Annotated in this window: 14 protein-coding genes and 1 pseudogene; 9 read left to right on the forward strand and 6 right to left on the reverse strand. The window is 62.4% G+C overall.

The features are described from left to right. Positions 1-44: 44 nt before the first annotated feature. Positions 45-338 (reverse strand): addiction module antidote protein, encoded by a 294-nt coding sequence (locus tag NSND_RS20295; RefSeq protein ID WP_080880722.1) that lies wholly within the window; start codon positions 336-338, stop codon positions 45-47. Further along, positions 335-667, reverse strand: a complete 333-nt coding sequence (locus NSND_RS20300; protein WP_080880723.1) for a type II toxin-antitoxin system RelE/ParE family toxin — start codon at positions 665-667, stop codon at positions 335-337. Before NSND_RS20300 ends, NSND_RS20295 begins: the two co-directional genes overlap by 4 nt. 107 nt (positions 668-774) lie before the next feature. Between NSND_RS20300 and NSND_RS21770 the strand changes: the two genes are divergently transcribed. From NSND_RS21770 to NSND_RS20340, 9 genes and pseudogenes are all read left to right on the forward strand, one after another. Next, positions 775-942, forward strand: coding sequence for a hypothetical protein (locus NSND_RS21770; protein ID WP_235000325.1), 168 nt, complete (start codon positions 775-777; stop codon positions 940-942). A 531-nt stretch (positions 943-1,473) separates the two neighbouring features. Further along, positions 1,474-1,656: pseudogene (locus NSND_RS20305) on the forward strand (transposase); the annotation flags it as partial. A 159-nt stretch (positions 1,657-1,815) separates the two neighbouring features. Next, positions 1,816-3,390 carry a sigma-54-dependent Fis family transcriptional regulator gene (locus tag NSND_RS20310; RefSeq protein ID WP_080880724.1) on the forward strand — a complete coding sequence of 525 codons (1,575 nt, stop codon included), beginning with the start codon at positions 1,816-1,818 and terminating at the stop codon, positions 3,388-3,390. Between the two features lie 254 nt (positions 3,391-3,644). Continuing rightward, positions 3,645-4,019 (forward strand): DsrE family protein, encoded by a 375-nt coding sequence (locus NSND_RS20315; RefSeq protein ID WP_080880725.1) that lies wholly within the window; start codon positions 3,645-3,647, stop codon positions 4,017-4,019. Positions 4,020-4,090: 71 nt separating this feature from the next. Then, positions 4,091-4,690 carry a pyridoxamine 5'-phosphate oxidase family protein gene (locus tag NSND_RS20320; RefSeq protein ID WP_080880726.1) on the forward strand — a complete coding sequence of 200 codons (600 nt, stop codon included), beginning with the start codon at positions 4,091-4,093 and terminating at the stop codon, positions 4,688-4,690. Between the two features lie 49 nt (positions 4,691-4,739). Beyond that, complete coding sequence (locus NSND_RS20325) at positions 4,740-5,408, forward strand: MOSC domain-containing protein (protein WP_080880727.1); 669 nt, start codon at positions 4,740-4,742, stop codon at positions 5,406-5,408. A gap of 124 nt (positions 5,409-5,532) precedes the next feature. Further along, positions 5,533-5,688, forward strand: a complete 156-nt coding sequence (locus tag NSND_RS21395; protein ID WP_159450918.1) for a hypothetical protein — start codon at positions 5,533-5,535, stop codon at positions 5,686-5,688. A gap of 14 nt (positions 5,689-5,702) precedes the next feature. Then, positions 5,703-6,062, forward strand: a complete 360-nt coding sequence (locus NSND_RS20335; protein WP_080880729.1) for a hypothetical protein — start codon at positions 5,703-5,705, stop codon at positions 6,060-6,062. Positions 6,063-6,147: 85 nt separating this feature from the next. After that, on the forward strand, positions 6,148-6,627 hold the full coding sequence (locus NSND_RS20340; RefSeq protein ID WP_080880730.1) for a nuclear transport factor 2 family protein: 480 nt from the start codon (positions 6,148-6,150) through the stop codon (positions 6,625-6,627). Positions 6,628-6,731: 104 nt separating this feature from the next. Here the strand turns inward: NSND_RS20340 and NSND_RS20345 are convergent, their stop codons facing one another. The 4 genes from NSND_RS20345 to NSND_RS20360 form a co-directional block, all read right to left on the reverse strand. Beyond that, the gene (locus NSND_RS20345) at positions 6,732-8,441 is read right to left on the reverse strand and encodes a hypothetical protein (RefSeq protein WP_080880731.1); all 1,710 of its coding nucleotides are present in this window, start codon (positions 8,439-8,441) and stop codon (positions 6,732-6,734) included. A gap of 2 nt (positions 8,442-8,443) precedes the next feature. Next, positions 8,444-13,762 (reverse strand): hypothetical protein, encoded by a 5,319-nt coding sequence (locus NSND_RS20350; protein ID WP_080880732.1) that lies wholly within the window; start codon positions 13,760-13,762, stop codon positions 8,444-8,446. Between the two features lie 204 nt (positions 13,763-13,966). Beyond that, on the reverse strand, positions 13,967-14,776 hold the full coding sequence (locus NSND_RS20355) for a hypothetical protein (protein WP_080880733.1): 810 nt from the start codon (positions 14,774-14,776) through the stop codon (positions 13,967-13,969). Positions 14,777-14,796: 20 nt separating this feature from the next. Then, a complete protein-coding gene (locus NSND_RS20360; RefSeq protein WP_080880734.1) occupies positions 14,797-17,409 on the reverse strand; it encodes a hypothetical protein in 2,613 nt (870 codons plus the stop codon). Positions 17,410-17,414 lie beyond the last annotated feature (5 nt).

A 17,414-nucleotide genomic window follows, 5' to 3' on the forward strand; every position in this document is an offset into this window, starting at 1 on the left:
GCGGTTGGGCTTCTGTGATTTAACGACGATGACAATAGTCCCGGCTAGCGATTCACCGTAACCGCGAGCCGGAATCCCAAGGCGTGGAGAAGGGCATCGAGACTTCTGAATTCCGGATTGCCGCGATCAGACAGCATTCGATAGAGGCTTTCACGGTTCAGCTTCGCCTTTTCGGCCAGCTGTGCAATCCCGCCTTGCGCTTCGGCGACGTTCCGCAGTGCGAGCAAGAACAGTTCGGGATCATTTTCCTCCAACGCCGCGTTTAAATACTCTTCAGCCTCCCCCGAATCTCGCAGGCTCTCAATCAAATCCGGCTGATACGCTCTGCGCGTTTTCATGGCGTCCTCCTGTATTCGCTCCAATATCGCTGAGCCGTATTGATATCCCTGGCCTGGGAACTCTTATCACCCCCACAAAGAAGCAGCACCACCGTCGTTCCGTCTTGTCCGAAGTACACTCGAAAGCCTGGGCCATAATCGATCCGCAGTTCCTGGACCCCGCCTCCCACACCATGGCAATCGCCGAGGTTTCCTAAGCTTACCCGATCTAGCCTGATTCGAATCTTCGCTCGTGCCCGACGATCCTGCAGCGAGTTCAGCCATTCGGTAAATGGCTCACGGCCCTCTGCCGTAACATAGACGTGCAGCTCTTTCGGAGTGGCCTCCACGCACCAAGTGTAGCGTATAAGCTACTGCCTGGCAAGAGGCACGCACTGACAGTCGGTGGGAATGGGAACGAGATTGTCGCACACCATTTCCTAGCTCACGACACCGATTGCTTGAATTCGCAACCGTGATCGAACTCTCGGACAAAGTCATGACCGAGCTCTCGCCGCGCTGTACGGAATACAAAGAACAGGTGGCGTTTTCAGACCTGACCGACCAGGAGTGTAAGGCATTTGTGAAGACCCTCGAGAAGCTCTGGAGTCGATTGCAGGGGTAGAGTCGCGTCGCGACGGATATCGGTCTGATTCCGTTGTGATGATGAATCACTCTGGTGCCGCAGCAGAATTCAGGAAGGTTCGCGGTAGCTTCGGCTGGGCCACTTGGATTCAGCCTTGCGGTAGGGGGGGGACGGAGGTTTGCGTGTGACGAGGCGTTTGAACAGGACTGCGAGCGTCATGAGCGAGAGTGTTGCGAATAGCCGAGCGAACATGTCTCACGATACCGCCCTGCGACAGACGTGTCAAACAGGTGCTGAGGCCTGCATCACAGGCTATTCCAGATCTGTGTGACGCCGGCCATCACTCACCAAAATCGTTTTGGCACAACGTCGCTCACTGGCAAGAGTTTCCATTGAACGTCTCGTGCAGTTCCTGTCGCGTTTTGGCCAGGATGTCGTTGTGACGGTCCGCCAGGCTCCTCGTGGGAGAAGGCGCGGGACAGAAAGAACAAAGGCGAGCGGGATTCCGGCGACCTCCCCTTCGGTTGAGTAGCACCATGATGTAGAGTCCAATCCCTTTAGGAAAGGAGATTGGCACAGAAGAAGCGGTTGTCCGAGGTCCAGATCATTGGGTGTTTGTGGGAGGCTGAGGCTGAGGTCTCGATCAAAGATCTGTGTCGACGACATGGACTCTCCGACGCCGACGACTACCTCTGGCGAAGCAAGTTCGGCGGCATGACCGTGCCAGACGTCAAGCGGCTGAAGGCCCTGGAGCAGGGTCCTCCCTTCCTGCGAACTCCTCGTGGCGGCGGGCCCTACCTGAACCGTGCATTTCTCGAGTGGGTTGACCCCGTTTCCCCTGCTTATTGACAATCCGTTATCAGCCACTTATCGTCCTCCACGCAGTGCCATGCCCGGCTCGGAGATCCCACAATGGACGATTCGCCTTCCTTTCCTTCTTCCCATTCTCATGGCGCACTGGATCGCATCGCCATGCAGATGGCGTCGAGTTTGGATCTCCACATCGTCCTCACGACGATCACCCAAGGTCTTGTGGATGACCTGGACGCGGCGTTTGCCCGTATCTGGCTCCGCGGTCCTGGCGATCTCTGTACCGGCTGCTACAAGGCCTCTGACTGCAGAGACCGCACCCAGTGTTTGCATCTCAGGGCGAGTGCGGGACTCTATTCAAACCTCGATGGGGAATACCGCCGTATCCCCCTGGGGTCGCTGAAGATCGGCAAGATCGCCCAAGGGTTCGGTCCGATGCAGACCAACGATGTGCTCGGCGACGATCGACTCCCTAACAAGCAATGGATGAAAGACCATGGGCTCCACTCCTTTGCCGGGTACCCCCTCGTCTTTCGCGGGGACGTGCTCGGCGTCATCGCGATGTTTGGACGACGCCCCCTGGCGGATGAGGAATGGGACCGGCTCGCCACTTTTGCCCATCAAGCAGCCACCGCAATCAGGAACGCCCAGCTGTTTACGGAGGTCGAGCAACTCACCAACCGGCTTCAGGCCGAAAATATGTATCTCCGGGAAGAGATCAAACTCGATCATCATTTTGATGAAATCATCGGTGAGAGCCACGCGATGAAGACCGTGCTGAGGAAGGTCGAACAAGTGGCTCCGACTGATTCGACGGTCTTGCTCTTGGGCGAAACCGGCACCGGGAAGGAGCTCATTGCCCGGGCCGTGCACGACCTCAGCCCCCGCAGCGCGAGACCGCTCGTTCGTGTCAATTGCGGCGCGATCCCCGCCAATCTGGTGGAGAGCGAATTGTTCGGCCACGAAAAGGGCTCTTTTACGGGAGCACTGGCCAAACGGATCGGCCGCTTTGAGTTGGCGGAGGGAGGGACCATCTTTCTCGATGAGGTCGGTGAATTGCCGTTGGACGCACAAGTGAAGCTCTTGCGTGTCCTCCAAGAACGTGAGTTCGAGCGGGTCGGCAGCGGTCGGTCTACAAAAGTGAACATTCGAGTGATCGCGGCAACGAACCGAGACCTCCCTGCTGCTGTGAAGGCCGGCTCATTCCGCTCCGATCTCCTCTACCGGCTCAACGTGTTCCCGATTGAACTGCCACCCTTGCGAAACCGCTCATCAGACATTCCGCTCTTCGTCCGTTCGTTTGCCGGACGCTTGTCCAAGAAGTTTGGGAAACGGCTCGATCAGATCTCCCAACAGACCATGGATCGTCTCATGCACTATGCCTGGCCCGGTAATGTCCGAGAACTAGAGAATGTCATCGAACGGGCCGCCATCCTCTCACCAGGGCCTGTCCTGCAGGTTGATGAGGTGCTCCTCCAATCGGATCGAGCTGCAGTCTCGGACACTTCATACACGCTAGAAGAAGTTGAACGGACCCATATTACCCGTGTCCTCCAGGAAGTCGATTGGGTCGTCGAAGGCAAGCAGGGCGCTTCGACGAGACTTGCCCTTCATCCCAATACATTGCGATCTCGCATGCAGAAGCTTGGGATCAAGAAACCACGCCCCTCTTCCTAAGCACATATCCGACAGACCATCTCCTCTGATATGTCGTAGATCCACGAGATATCGTGGAAGTGTCCGTCTGTCTTCTCACATCATTTTGAACCGTTCCTTCATCTAACTCCTGATCTGTTCAGCAGTTTCTCTGCTTTCGTCAATGGCGACACGTCATGGCACCAGCCTTGCCATATCAGTTCAGCACAAAGGCGATTCACAAGGAGCAACCCATCAACCGTTTAGCAAGACCGTCCCACGATCAAGGAGGATCCATGAAAACAGCAATTATTGTGATGTCAGACCCGAAGAATGGTTCAGAAGAAGCCTTAGGGCGGGTCTTTAACGCGCTGGCGTTGGCCGCAGAGTGCAAACAGAAAGGTGATGAAGTCGCTGTCGTGTTCAACGGCACCGGCACCCGTTGGCCGGCGGAACTGTCCAAGCTCTCGCATCCGGCCAATGGACTCTACAACGCCGTGCGGGACGTCGTGCAAGGCGCATCCTGCGGTTGCGCGGATGTCTTCGGAGCGAAAGAAAGCGTGGAATTCTGTGGTGTCCCGCTCAAGAAGGACCATGCGCTGGCCGGCACATCGGGTCTGCTGAGCTTGCGCCGGTATGTCAGTGAAGGCTGGAACACGGTCGTATTCTGACAGGTGAGTGGACGGGAGATCGGCCTGCGACGGGAAGCCGTTGCCAGGTCGACTCGACGGAGGGTGAACCAATGGCGATGAAATATCTCGAGACGATGATGACCGACTCGGTCCTTCGCGCGCAGCACCATTACTATGGACATGCGGCGAACATCACGGGTGCTCCTGAGCGCGATCTCCTCGGCGAAGGAGAGGCGGATTTTATCGGCGCCAGAGACAGTTTCTACCTGAGCACGGTGAGCGAAACCGGCTGGCCCTATGTCCAGCATCGCGGAGGGCCTAAAGGGTTTCTCCGTCTACTGAATCCCTCAACCTTGATCTTTGCGGACTATCAAGGGAACCGTCAACTCTTGAGCACGGGCAACCTGTCCGTGGACGATCGAGTGTCCTTGTTTCTGATGGATTACCCGAATCGGGCCAGACTGAAAATCCTGGGCCATGCCAGAGTCGAGGATGCCCGATTGCATACAGATCTTGCGGCACAACTCGCCAATCCCGGCATGAAAGCGCGCGTGGAGCGCATCGTGTTCATCGATGTGGTGTCGTTCGACTGGAATTGTCCGAAGTACATCACGCCACGATATTCGCTTGAAGAGGTCGAAGAGTTGGTGGGTCCGTTGAAGGCGAGAATTGCCGAGCTCGAAGCCCAATTGTCGATGACCAAAGCGTGAGGGCCTCCGCCATGAGGCGGCTGCCCCATTTGTCGGAGGAGCTCAGATCATGAAGGTCGCACAGATATGGCGATATCCGGTCAAGTCAATGGCCGGTGAACGGCTAGAGCATGCGCGTATCGGACCACTCGGCATCGAGGGAGACCGCGTCGTGCATGTGGAGGATGCCCAAGGTCATGTGATCACGGCTAGATCGCACTACCGGCTGCTCGGTCACCGTGCCACCCTTAATGGGTCCGGCGAGCCGGTGGTCGATGGCCGGCTGTGGAGCGACCCCAATGTCCGCATGGATGTTGAGGACATCGTTGGGCCTGGTGCCATGCTGGTACGCGACGACTCCAGCGATCGCTTTGACGTGCTCCCGTTGTTGGTGGCGACGGATGGAGCGGTTGCGGCATTCGGGCATGACGGTCGGCGGCTGAGACCGAATCTGGTCATCGGTGGGGTTGAGGGTTTGGCTGAGCGCTCGTGGTCCGGGCAGTGCTTGCACATCGGAGAGGTCATCATCGGAATCCAAGATCTCCGCGGGCGCTGCATCATGACGACGTTTGATCCTGACAGTTTGAAACAAGATCGTCAGGTGCTGACGGATATCGTGCGGAGATTCGGCGGCACGCTCGCTTTGAATTGTTTCGTGATCCGGGGCGGAGACGTTCGAGTCGGCGACACAGCTGAGCTGGCTCGGCAGCGTCAATGCGAGGCCGCTCATGTGTCGTGAGGCCACCGCGGAGCGAACCGCCGAGTCACGGGGCGAGCCTGCCGGCCAAAGGCCCGTCGTAGCAGTGAATCGGCGATTGCAGCAGAAGTGCGTATCAATAATTGCAGGCCAGGCGGGAGATGGCATGAATGCCGCAGTCATCGACAACGCGGCTCAGTCCACAATGGATTCAACGGGTCTGGCGCAAGGGACAGCAGAAGGTGGCGGCGTTCTAATTGTTCACCCATCACCTGTGTGGGAATTCCTGGTTGCCATTTATATGAAACGCCGCAAGGCATAGAGGGAGGAGTCATCATGAGCAAGTCAGTGAAGGACACGTTGGAAGAAATGTTGGGCATCCTGAAGGAGGGGCAGATGACCGAAGGTCAGAAGATCTACTTTGCGGATTCGGTCGTGACACAGGAAGGCAACCAACCACCGGTCGTGGGCAAACAGGCCTCCATTGAGCGACTGGATAAATTTAGAGAGACGATCGGGGTGGCGGCCTTTGTCAGCTACACCATCGGCGCCGTTGCTATTTCTGGAAGCACCAGTTTCTACGACTCGGTGCTGACCGTCAAATTGAAGAACGGACAAACCATCAGCCTCGAGCAAGTCGTCAAAACGGACTGGCAGGACGGCAAGATCGTCAAAGAGCGTTACTACCATAGCTGAGTACGGATGATGTCGCGTGGGAGCGGACGGCGCGGCCATTCGCTCCCGCCTGCATATATGAGAACGACGTAAGGAGGCCATAATCATGAATGCTCTCGAACAGCCCAGGCGTCCATTTCCTCCATTCGATGCCATGTCCGCGGCCCAGAAAGTACGCATGGCAGAAGATGCGTGGAATACGCGCAACCCCGAAGCGGTGTCGTTGGCCTACAGTGCGGATAGTCAGTGGCGAAATCGTTCAGAGTTCCTAACGGGACGGGACGCGATCGTGAACTTTCTACGCCGCAAGTGGGAGAACGAGCGGGATTACCGCCTCATTAAGGAACTGTGGGCATTTCATGGGGCGCGCATCGCAGTCCGCTTCGCGTATGAGTGGCACGATGACTCAGGGAGTTGGTTTCGATCGTATGGCAACGAGAACTGGGAATTTGATGAGAATGGCCTCATGCGTCGGCGCATCGCCAGTATTAACGATCTTCCCATCACCGCATCTGAGCGGAAGTACCACTGGGCTTCGGGCAGGCGTCCTGATGATCACCCTTCCCTCTCAGATCTTGGGCTTTAACTTTGATGAACCGGCGATTCTGAAGTGGTTCACCGAGAGGAGCGCCTATGGCCGATACGACCGTGGTGTCTCACGTGTCCTCGAAGCGTCTTCTTGTCTACAGATCAGCCGCCAGAGGATTGGACGGAGTCGAACTGCAATCCACTCGATCCTTCGCCTCTGCCCGGGCTCTTGCGGCGGCCGATCCAGAGCTGGGTTGAGCCGTCGATCCAGCGTGCATATTGGTAAGTTCTGGTGACGCGTGCGCCTTCGCGCGGCACTTCTTCCTCATGCAGCAGCAGCTCGCGGTTCGGTTCAAGTAATCGTCCCTTCGGAAGTTGCAGCCCCTGGATGCCGCCCTCGCCGAATGCCGGCAGGACGCCACGTTTGAGCCGCAGGGTGGCGCCGTCTTTCACTGGGAGCAACGGAATCCAATAGTCCGGCACCGTGGTGCCGAGCCGGTACGTCAGCGGTGCGCTGTCAGCGGCGGGGGCGGGCGGCTGTTCCTCCAACGTCTCTTGATAGGCTTCATGACGGTCTAACGGACGACCGGCGGCGCTTTCGACGACTCGCTCGACGGCCCAGGCCACGTTGGCCATTTCATCTCTCAACAACGACAGGTCTTCCACCGGCCGGCTTTCCAACATCGGTCCTAATACGGGCGGCAGGAAGAACAGCTTCTGGGTGTCGTTCGTGAGGCTGAACATGCGCCAGGGCGTGGTGGGCCCATCCACGTCGGTCGTGTGGGAAATGAGGAACCGTTCGCCGAACGTGTTGGTCACGACGAGCGCGCGGATCTGTGAGACTGTCCCGACGGGAAGTTCGAGCGGCAGGAGGAACCAATCGTTGCTGTATTCCAGCGCGAACTTCACGAGCAGCAGACGGGCCAGGTCCTGCGGCGCGGCCTGGACGCTCGCAAAGTTCACGGCACCGTCTTCGAATTCCCACAGGCGGGCGGAGGGCATGCCGCGAAACGAGACCGGAGCGGGGAGAAAGGACTCCGTAAGAGAGGTACGGCTGTCGGTGGCCCCCAGGCCGCTTCCTGAACTCGTCGTGAACGAAAACCAGTCCAACCGTCCATCCAGATATTCCGGTGCGGTGAGCACCACTTCGCTCGACGTCGTCTTGGCGGAGACACTGAGGGCGTACTCCATCCGTTCAGGATTCCAGGCGGAAGGAGCCGTGCCCTGTTGAAAGAGACCGTCGAGCCACGACAGCCAGGCGGTCAGGGTGGCGAGAATCTTCGGGCGATCCACCTCGGTCACCTGATCGAGCGGCGCCTCCAGAAAGACTTCATTCAATCGGTTACTGGCCTGCAGCGCTCTCATGCGCGCAGCGAACCGCAAGCCGTCAATGGTGCGGCCGCTCAGCACGCGGATGAAGCACAGACTCGCAGCGTCAATCTGTTTGGCCTGTTCTGCGGTGGGGGCGGCCAGGACGTACGTACTAGCCAACCACTGGGCGCGGGTGGGGCCGAGCCTGGCCGTTTCCAGCAGGCGGAGCAGATGCTGTCCGGCTTCGGCCGCGAGGCGCCAGTTAGGGCGTGAGTCGTCCGTCACCGGTTCCGCTTCCACCAGCGTTTCCAGCGCCAGCCCGGCGGCTGCATAGGGCCTGGCCGGATGCGGGCCGGAGCGTGGTCCCGGTTGATAGCGGGTGACGGCGGCGGTGTCCACGATCACCTGCGCGGCGGCCGGCGAGCCGGCATCGGCTCCGTTGAACTCGCCGAATTGCCATTGACGGCCCAACATCCAGAGCGGGTCGTGGATGCGCGCCTGCAACCCGTCCTGCAAGTCGGGGTTGTGAGTGCTGAGGTCGAGTCTGATTCGGGAGGGCATGCCTATGCTCCTATCGCTGGATCGATGACGCTGGTGAAGTCGAGGGTGCCGCCGGTGAAGAACAGCGCCGGTGCCGATGGATCCTGCTCACCGGAACCGACCGGCTGTAACGCGCGTTTGCCGGAACGATCCCACGTGGCCATGCCGTCGAACAGGGTGAAGGCCATGCCGGCCACGATCTGTCCTTCGAGTCCCACGGTGGCGGCGGGCACTTCGAGCCGCACCCATCGGCCCGGCGGCGGCAGGGGCCCCATGTACTGACGGCTCACGGTATTGTCGGTGCCCCATGCAATGAGATTCTCGCCCCAATAGGCGCGGTGATCCCAATTGCCTGCGTGCCACTGCAACATGACTTGGCGCGGCATACGTGCGGGATCGAGATAGACGTGCGCGAACAGGCGGTCTCCCACGCTGACGAACATGGCGGCCTTGGCGCCTTGGAAAAAATGTTGGTGGATGCCGGCGGCGAACACCGATTGATGGGCACGTCGACCGGAGAGCGGTTCCGGTTTCATGCGAATCCAGTTCCAGCCCTCGCCGTCGCCGAGGGGCGTGGCGCCTTCCGGTAGCTGATCCTCCAGCCAGATCAATTCATCGCCGCTGTCTGGCGCGACGGCCCGGAGCCTGGCCAAGTCCATCGTTTCGTGCAGGACGGCTTCCAGGCTGTTGAGGTCCCAGGTCGTCCGCCGGTCTGCAGGCACGGCGAGCAGCAGCGCCTGCGGCGGCGCGTTGTTCGGTTGATCGTAATGAAAGGCGACGCCCGTCGTTTCCTTGGGGCTCGGCACCGTCTCCACCCACTCGTCGATCAGGAGCCCGCAAAAGGGTTGATCGAAGCGGATCGGTTGTGCCGACGCCATCTGCGCCACCAGCGAGAGGCGCCCGCGCTGGAACGGCTGGTCCGGTGCCGGCGGCAGGGCCACCCAGCGATCCTGCGCCTGAAAGGGGAGTTGTCCGACGTGGAACCGGACTGCGGCGCTGCCCACGGTTTCGCCATACAACATCGCTTCGTTCAAGCGTGTTGCACCAGGCCGAACGTAGGCGGCGCGCTGGAACCAGGTCACGGCGGCCATCGGGTCTTGGCCTTGGAGCGAAAGTCCGGCGGCGAACGTTTCGTTCAATTGCGCAGCGTTGGCTGCGGTCACGCGGGGGAGTGCCAGGAAGTCCTGACCGAAGAGGATGCGCAATCGAACCAGGTCGTGGTCGCGCCGTTCTTCCGGCGTGGCGGTTGCGCGCACAAAGTCCTGGTCGGATTCGGCCACGCGGTTCAGCCGTCGTTGTGCTTCGAGGACGACCGACCGTGCCTGTGTCAGGAGCAACGAGCGAGCGTCCGGTCCCGTGCCGCCGATGTCCATCGGGACGGCGCTCGGTATGCCGAAGTTTGCCACACCGAACAGGGCGCGCCGAACCTCGTCGAGGTTGGTGGTGAGCTCATCCGAAGAGGGCGGAGGCAGGAGGCCGTTGAGTCTACCGTGAGCATCGGTCAAGGCTTGCAGCGCGCGGGTCGCGCGACCGGCAAATTCGTCATGGTTCAGCCCGGAGTCGGCGGGCGATTCGGGCAACGACAGGTCGCGGCCGTCAAGCGAACGAGCATTGCTGAGCAGGCGCCGCACCGTGGTCGCGACCTCGCACCATTCGCTCACGCTGACGATCTCCGCGCTCCAGCCACTGTCGCGGCCGAACTCCAATCGGATGATCGCATCCGGCGGGACGGTCGCGGGACGAGTCTGCTGCAACACGAACCGCCAACGTTGCTCCAAATCGGCCTGTTGTGCCAGCGTGCTGCCTTCGGCGAGATACACGGCATCCAGCGGTGCCAGTCCGAGCGAGGTCAAGGGGCTCTCGACCGTTTGATAGACCTGTCCATCCTGCTGATTGACGTAGTCCGCCTTGCAACGGACCTGGGCCGGGTTCGGGAGCAACGTTGCCACCCAGGTGTTGAGGATCGGTTCGGCCTGAGCGCGTGCCGATGGGGCGGTCGTCGGCCAGCCGGCCGGTGCCGTCCCGTCGGTTGCCGGGAACAGCGTGCAGAGGCGATGGGTCAGTCCGATCCCGCTTCTCGGCGTACGGATCACGTCCAGTTCCGGCGGCGGTACTTCACCTGCAGCGATGGCATCCAATGTGGCGCCCGAGCGCAGGGGATTGCCTTGCACGAGCTGATACACACTTTCGGCCACCACACTGTCGCCCACGGAGTCGACCAGATCGTCGAGGGCCTTGAGCGCCTCCACCAGTGCCGTGAAGTCCGGGCTGCCGGGCGGCGGAAACCCCAAGGTCGTATTGCCGAAGGGAATGGTGGTGACATCCCATGGGGTCAGTGGCGCCTGGCGTTGTTGGCTTGCGGTCCATCGTCGATGCAGGGCCAGTCCATCGACCACGGCGGCAGCGGGCAACGATTTCAGCGCCTCATTCCATTGCGCGGCGAGGCGTGTGGTGAGTGCCGCCCTGGCGGCGAGGAGATCGCTCATGGCCTTACCGCGTTGCCCGCCTTCCTTCGCGAGGACCTGGCGGTCGAGTTCTGCAACGAGTGTGTCTTGCTCGACCGCCATCTTGTGCGCGGCGGGAATGGAATCCGGGTCTGCGGCGTTGAGCAGCCTGGCCTGGGCCCGTTCCGCGAGCAGGCGTGCGCCATCCCGTGCGCCGACGGCCTGCTGTGCGGCCGCGGCTTGGGCCAGGGCGGTGGCATGGGCCTGGGTCAACTGTTCCACGCGGTTGTCCCACTCATCCAAATCCCGCGCTTCCAACAGCTGGACGGCATATCGCCGTACGGTGGGTTGAATCACCTTGCCCTGAGGTTTCGCCGCCTGTTGTTGCGCCAGCACCTGGGCTGCCTGCGCTACCTGTGCCTGCGCGGCCTGTGCCTGTTGTGCGAGCGTAGTGATCGTCCCCAGTTCTGCGCGATAGGTCTCCGCGCGGCGCTCTCGTTCGGCCTTCAATCCACGGGCATCTTCAGCCCGGCGCAAGGCCTGGTCACGTTGCGCCGTCAGCAAGGTGACCTCCTGTGCCAGCCGCTCAGCCCGCGTGAGGGTCGCGCGAATGTCGGCGAAGCGGTCGGTGCCGGTGAAGCTCGTGAGGGCACGGAAGCGTTGGATGTAGCGGTCCAACCCGCGTTCGTGGAGGCGGCGTTCAAATCGATACCCGAGCAGGGCGGTCAGGGACTGTCCTTGGCGCACGCCGTCGAGCAGCCACTTGGCGCGATGCACCCGTTCGGACGACAGGTCGACAGCAAAAGGCGACGCGCCGGGTGCGCGAGTCGACTCATTCGACAGGTAGCCGCTTCGCAGCACGGCCGCGGCCGCGGCATGCGCCAGCGAAGGAGCGTGGACGAAGCCCTTGTTCGCTTCTGATCGCAAGAGCGGTGCCGGGACACCGGCCGGAAGTGCCGGGACCGGTAGCAGCGGGGCCGCACGCCGGACCTGTTCCACCCAGCCGTAGGCGCCGAGTCTGAGGCCGCTGGGCGCAGCCTTTCGCATCGCGTCCAGCCGCCTGGTGGCGAGGGAGCTACCCCAGGCATCGAGGCGATAGGTGAGCAGATCCATCACTTCCGCGAGCAGTTGCTGCTGAACCGGTTGAGGCAGGGTCGTCACCTCGTCCCAGGTCGGCTCGTGCGGTGTCGCAAGTGCGCGAGTCAGCAGCAGCGTCCGGAAGGCCTCGGAGAGCAGCCGTTGCGGGACGGGTGGCTGTTGAGTGGAGATCTCGGGAAATTCGCGCGTGATGTAGCCAAAGGCGTTCGCTTCCTGCGCCAGCAGCACGACAGGATTGGATTCCACCGTGGTCTGGATGGCCTGAGGTACCTGGCGTCGACGCATCAATCGTTGTGCACGCCACCAGTTGGCCAGAGCCTTGTCCTGGTCCTGATCGGTCGCCGAGATCCAGCGGTCGAGTGCCGCCACCGGCAGCAGGCCGTAGGGTTGGCTGTCGACACGCAAGACCGGCAGTGGCCCGCGGGCACGGACGTACTTCGTGAAATGGTCGCGCAGCACATCGGGTCCGGCTGCGCCGAGCAGTTGCCGCATGAGTGGACTGTCGCAGAGCGCGAGCAGGGCCGCCTGCATGAGGGACGACCGGCGCTGTTCCGATCCGTCGGCACCGCGGATATGTGCGAAGACGGAAGCCGGCACGCCCAAGGCCTGCGCCAGCAACTCGCCATCGGAGCCGGGGCGGATGAGCGAGGAACCCAGTTCGACGCCCATGCTGTCGGCGGCATGACGCCCGGTCGAGCGATACCCGGCGGAGGCTTCCGCGGTATTGTTCGTCGGCACGTGTTGCTCCACGAGGGCGAGGCTGCCGGTGTAATGGTGGGCATCGAACAATCGGGCCAACCGGTCGGCCGTGGTCGGGGCGTTCCATGAGGCCTTGAGGCCCAGCACCACGATCCGATCGAATCCCGCCTTGGCGTCTTCCTCTGTGATGGGAATACGTAGCCCCATGCCGATGGATTCAGCCGTATCGAAGTCGGTGATCCACTTCATGCCTTCATCGACGGGCGGTAATCCATTGCCGCCGAGCTGGTCTGTGCTGCCTGGGTCCGGCCCGACCGCCACGGTCTCGGGAATGGGCTTGCCCCAGGCGGTGACACGCGCTGCATCGCTGCGATAGCCGACGGCGACCCAGCGATCCGGCAGGACCTGCGTGTGGGGTGCGCGGGTCCAACTGTCGTTGCGGCGAGCGACCGGTCCGGCCTGGGCGGGATCGAGCGCATGGGCGATCCACGCAGCGCGGGTCGTGCCGAATTGTTCCGTGAGTCGTTGCCAGCCTTGCCTGATGTGCTCCTGCCGGTCTGGGCCTGCGGGGGCCGCGGCGACATGGGCCCAAAACTCCTTGCCGCGACGTTCTTCTTCCTCCGTGAGGGCCGGCTCGTGGCTGTCGAGATGAATGTCGTCGGGATAGACGCGGAGCAGAAGGTCGGTGCCCGGTCCCGTCCGCCTCGCGGCAAACCTGGTTTCCACACGGACTGGGAACAGCAGCAGAGGATGCGTCGTCGCGACTGTGCCGCTGAGGCGATCCGTGCCAAGCAATCGGGCCGTCGCGGCATCGCGGGCGGTTCGATGTTCGTCGACCTGTGCCGACAGCGTCGTCACGTCGGCTTTCTTCCGGGCCACCGCTTCCTGCGTGGCCGTGATCTGGGCGTTCACCCGGGCCAACTCGGCCTGATAGAGCGCCCGTTGCCTGATGAGCAGGGCGGCCCGCCGTTGCGCGGCCTGGGCCCTCGCAACGGCCCGGTCGTGCGCCGCCTGCAACTGCCGAAGTTTCGTTGCCCATGCCCGGAGGAGCGCCGGGGGCACCCGTTCGGGAATATCTGGTCCTTCAGAAATCGGTCTCACGCGCTTGATCCTTTCCTTAACCCGGACTATTCATGACTGCCCGTTCCGTCGTCCGATCCTCTCGCCCGGCGGGGCTGTTCTCGTTCAGCCTCCTCGACGGACTGCCGGTACGCCTCCGTCGGCCTCACGTGCGAGCAGCCAGGGCGGACTTCGGCCTGAAACGCCTCGCACAGGCACTCATGAATAATCCGGGTTAACCGAAACTTACGGCCCATCCTGTAAATGCGTGCTGATTTCGGCTTCGGCAGCCGCCAGCGCCTGCTGGGCCGCTGCCTGTTGGGCTTCCGCCTCAGGGATCTGCCTGGCGAGGTCGGCAAGCAGCGTCGTCAATTCGTTACGTCTGGTGATCGCGCTTGCGAGGAGCGTCTCGGCATCCTCCAACTCGAACCGCGTTGTGAGAAGAGTATCTTCCAACGTCGCCGTGCGGGCCGAGAGATCTGCTGCCACCTGTTGCAGGGTTTCCCTTGCCAACGGGTCGCGCGTGAGCTCTGCGTTCATGCGCTCGATCTCCGCGAACTTCGTTTGCAGTTCCTGGCGGCGGGGTTGAAGGGCGGCGATCGCGGCCTGGGTGGCTTGCACCGCTGCGGTCGCCGCCGAAACCTGAACATCTGAAGCCCGTACGTGCGCCTGCGCTTGCGCCACGCCCTGCTGTGCTTCCGTCACCTTCGCATGGGCGGCTGTCGCGGCAGTTTGGGCGAGCGCAAGTTTTTTTCTCAGCGCGGCCAGGCGCGCCCTCCAGGTGGCCGGGGGGATGCCTTGCGGCGGTTCTGAGGCATCGAGCAGATCCTGTTGCGCCTCCGCAACCTGCGCGTCCGCGGCGGCGGCGGCTGCTTGCAGCGGCGGAATGCGCGCCTGGGCCTGGGTCACGCCGGCCTGTGCGTTGCTGCGCTGGGCCTGGGCCGCCGTCACCGCCTGCTGCTGGGTGGTGAGTTGGGTCGTCAAGGCAGTCTGTTGCGCGGCCAAGGCCTGCAGGGCCGTCTGGAGTCGCGCGGTGTCTTGTTCCAAATAGGGCATGGTGTCGTCTCTTTCCGCCGCTACTGCCGGCCCGGCAGCCAGGTTCTGGCATGGACCGCCACGCGGAACGGCGGTTGTCTAGTGATGGTGGCCATATGCGCTGAATTCTTTCCCCAGGGAATCTGATCGACGACAGTGTTTTTCAGCAGGCCGTCGATCGGTACATACACGATCTGTTTCAGCGCGGCTTCGTCCGGTGCCAGGTTACCCCAGGTCAGGTCCGGCCAATGGGCAGGCGTGCCGCCATAGGTCGTGGCGACGTCCATGCCGAATCGCGGTTCCGTCGGTTGTTCCTGCAGCACAAAGAACCAACCCGGGTGTCCTCCGGCCTTGTTGTCGGCTCCGCGAACGTCCGCTTCGGTCAGAGGGAACCCGAGCATGGTGATGTCGGGTGCCTGCGTCGCGCGGAAAATGGGATAGCGCTCCGTCGTGCCGAGCTCGCGCCTGGTGCCGTCCGGCGACCAGACGCTTTCCAACGCATAGACCATGGCGCGCGGGTAACGTCGCAGGAGGTCGCCGCGAATGAGCAGCACCATCTGGCCCACCGCCGAGCCTCGCGCACTGTGAGAACCGAGCAGACTGTCCGCTGCCCAGGAGGTGATCCGCGTGATGTCGAAGCGAGCCTCGCGCTGCGCGTCGGTAGTGGGCAGTTCATCGCCACCGGCATCCCAGAATTGCCGGAAGTAGGTGCCGCGTTGATCGGTCGGAAACCCGCGCCAGAGCAGTTCACGGCTCATCTCGTGGTTCAGCCCGACCATGTACGCCTCGATCAATGCGGGATTGGTCTTCAGGAGGGCAATCGTGTTTGAGGGCACCAGGTCCATCCCGGGTAACAACATGTCCGGTGCGTAGTCGCGCAGAGGTTCATACATCGGCTGTGGGAAACTCGGCGCGAAGGTCGTCAGCTCCGTATTCTCGACGGTGGGCATTGTTTTCTTCACCGCGGCCAACACCGCCTCCTTCGGGGCCAGGCGCCGCAGCATCTCCACCTTGAGCTCCGACCATTCGCGCAGCGCCGGCGCCTGTCGCTGCTTGGTGGCGACGGAAAACTGCATGAGCGGGCGAAACGCCTGGCCGGCCGTCGAGGCGGGCGACGTGGCAGGGAGTCGAAGCGCGTCGAGTGTAGCGGCGTGGGAGGCGATCGGACCATGGGCGCGGGTCAGACGGCGAAAGGCGCCGGTCACGGCCGGATGGCCGGACAACAGTTTGTTGGCGGCAGTCGGCGGCGTCGTGGGGGACGTGGCGATGCCCGTCAACGCCAGCAGCGCGGGCCCCGTGAGTTGCAGCAGTCTTGCCGGGTCGAGCGCCGCGAAATGTTTCTTGGAGAGGCTGTCGCCGACGGCTTCCGCCAACTGCGCGCGCTTGAGCCGCTGTCGATCCCGTCGCTCTTGTTCCAGTTGATCCCAGGCCGAGGCCATCAACGGCTCCTGCTCCTGTTGGATCACCATCGTACCGATGCCGGCGGCGATGCGGTGGCGCGGATCCAGATTCAGATCGCGGAACCAGTGCGGCGGTTGATCGGCGGGCGGCAGGCTGTCTCGATCTACGTACCATTGCCCATAGAGGGGCGGGCCGAGAAGCGCTGGAGCTCCGCTCGTGCCGACCATGGCTGCCGGCGCGTTGAGGATGGCGCCGAGGGCCAGTTGGAAGGTCTTGCGCGGCTGATCGGGCCAGTCACGCGGTTGGGTCTCGGGAGTGAGGAGGGCGCCACCTAGATCCAACAGGCTGCCCGGTGCGCCAGGCGGCAAGGTCGGCATGCCCCAGCCGGGAGTTCGGATGTCCACGGGCCGCAAGCCAACCGTAGAGGGCAGGGGCTGGGCCTTCAAGCGGCGTGCAAGCGATTCGAAATCTCCCGCAAGGCCGGTCCGGAACTCCCACTGGAAAAAAACCGGCAGCGTGACCGGTCCAGCCGTGGCGGTCTTGGCCCAAGCCGGTTTCAAGGCCTGTTCGTCCTCCGGCGTGATCGGCTCGCCCAGTCCCGCTTTCCTCCCCACGTCGTAGGTGGGCACGAGGCAGGCGTGGTAGGCGGTATTGGGATCGAGGCGCCGCGGCGCCAGCAGCCGCGAGAGTGTGCGTTCGGGATGGTCGTTGAGTATTTGCTGCAGTGTTGCACGCGGTGAAGGATCGGGCGTCGAGCGTTGTTCTGCCACGATCTGGGCATGGGCCCAGGCCCAGGACTGATCGAGGTCAGGTAAGTCTTCAGTGGCGCAGGTGATCGCCGGCAAGGGCCGCTGTGGGTTGGTTTTGAGCGTGGCCCGTTCCTTCGGGATAACGATCAGGCAGATCCATGGACGGAGTCGTCTCGCGCCGTCCGCCGCCGCCGGGGTGAAGAGCCAAGGGAAGTCGGGGCGATCGAATTCGATGGCCGGAAAATAGTTCGGCTCGAAGTCGGTCATGTGGGCGTGGGGCTCCGTGCGAATGATCTCGCGCGCGTCGAGGCCGGTGATGTCGCCGGGACCATAGAGTTGCACATTGACCTCGATTGGCGCCCGGTCGTTCACCCGGAGACGGATGGGTAGGGCAAGTCGTCCCGCCGTGGCCGGGCTGGGAGCGCCGGGACCGGAGAGACCAGCGAGGAGCCCCTGACGAAGCCAGGAGTAGAAGCGATAGGTAGCTGCGGTCGGTTCAGGCATGGTGT

It is taken from the genome of Nitrospira sp. ND1 (assembly GCF_900170025.1).
GTDB lineage: Bacteria > Nitrospirota > Nitrospiria > Nitrospirales > Nitrospiraceae > Nitrospira_A.

Excerpts from the sequence above, each read along its gene's own strand:
- NSND_RS20295 (WP_080880722.1), bottom strand. The coding sequence starts at position 338 with ATGAAAACGCGCAGAGCGTATCAGCCGGATTTGATTGAGAGCCTGCGA.
- NSND_RS20310 (WP_080880724.1), top strand. The coding sequence starts at position 1,816 with ATGGACGATTCGCCTTCCTTTCCTTCTTCCCATTCTCATGGCGCACTG.
- NSND_RS20315 (WP_080880725.1), top strand. The coding sequence starts at position 3,645 with ATGAAAACAGCAATTATTGTGATGTCAGACCCGAAGAATGGTTCAGAA.
- NSND_RS20320 (WP_080880726.1), top strand. The coding sequence starts at position 4,091 with ATGGCGATGAAATATCTCGAGACGATGATGACCGACTCGGTCCTTCGC.
- NSND_RS20325 (WP_080880727.1), top strand. The coding sequence starts at position 4,740 with ATGAAGGTCGCACAGATATGGCGATATCCGGTCAAGTCAATGGCCGGT.
- NSND_RS21395 (WP_159450918.1), top strand. The coding sequence starts at position 5,533 with ATGAATGCCGCAGTCATCGACAACGCGGCTCAGTCCACAATGGATTCA.
- NSND_RS20335 (WP_080880729.1), top strand. The coding sequence starts at position 5,703 with ATGAGCAAGTCAGTGAAGGACACGTTGGAAGAAATGTTGGGCATCCTG.
- NSND_RS20340 (WP_080880730.1), top strand. The coding sequence starts at position 6,148 with ATGAATGCTCTCGAACAGCCCAGGCGTCCATTTCCTCCATTCGATGCC.
- NSND_RS20345 (WP_080880731.1), bottom strand. The coding sequence starts at position 8,441 with ATGCCCTCCCGAATCAGACTCGACCTCAGCACTCACAACCCCGACTTG.
- NSND_RS20355 (WP_080880733.1), bottom strand. The coding sequence starts at position 14,776 with ATGCCCTATTTGGAACAAGACACCGCGCGACTCCAGACGGCCCTGCAG.
- NSND_RS20360 (WP_080880734.1), bottom strand. The coding sequence starts at position 17,409 with ATGCCTGAACCGACCGCAGCTACCTATCGCTTCTACTCCTGGCTTCGT.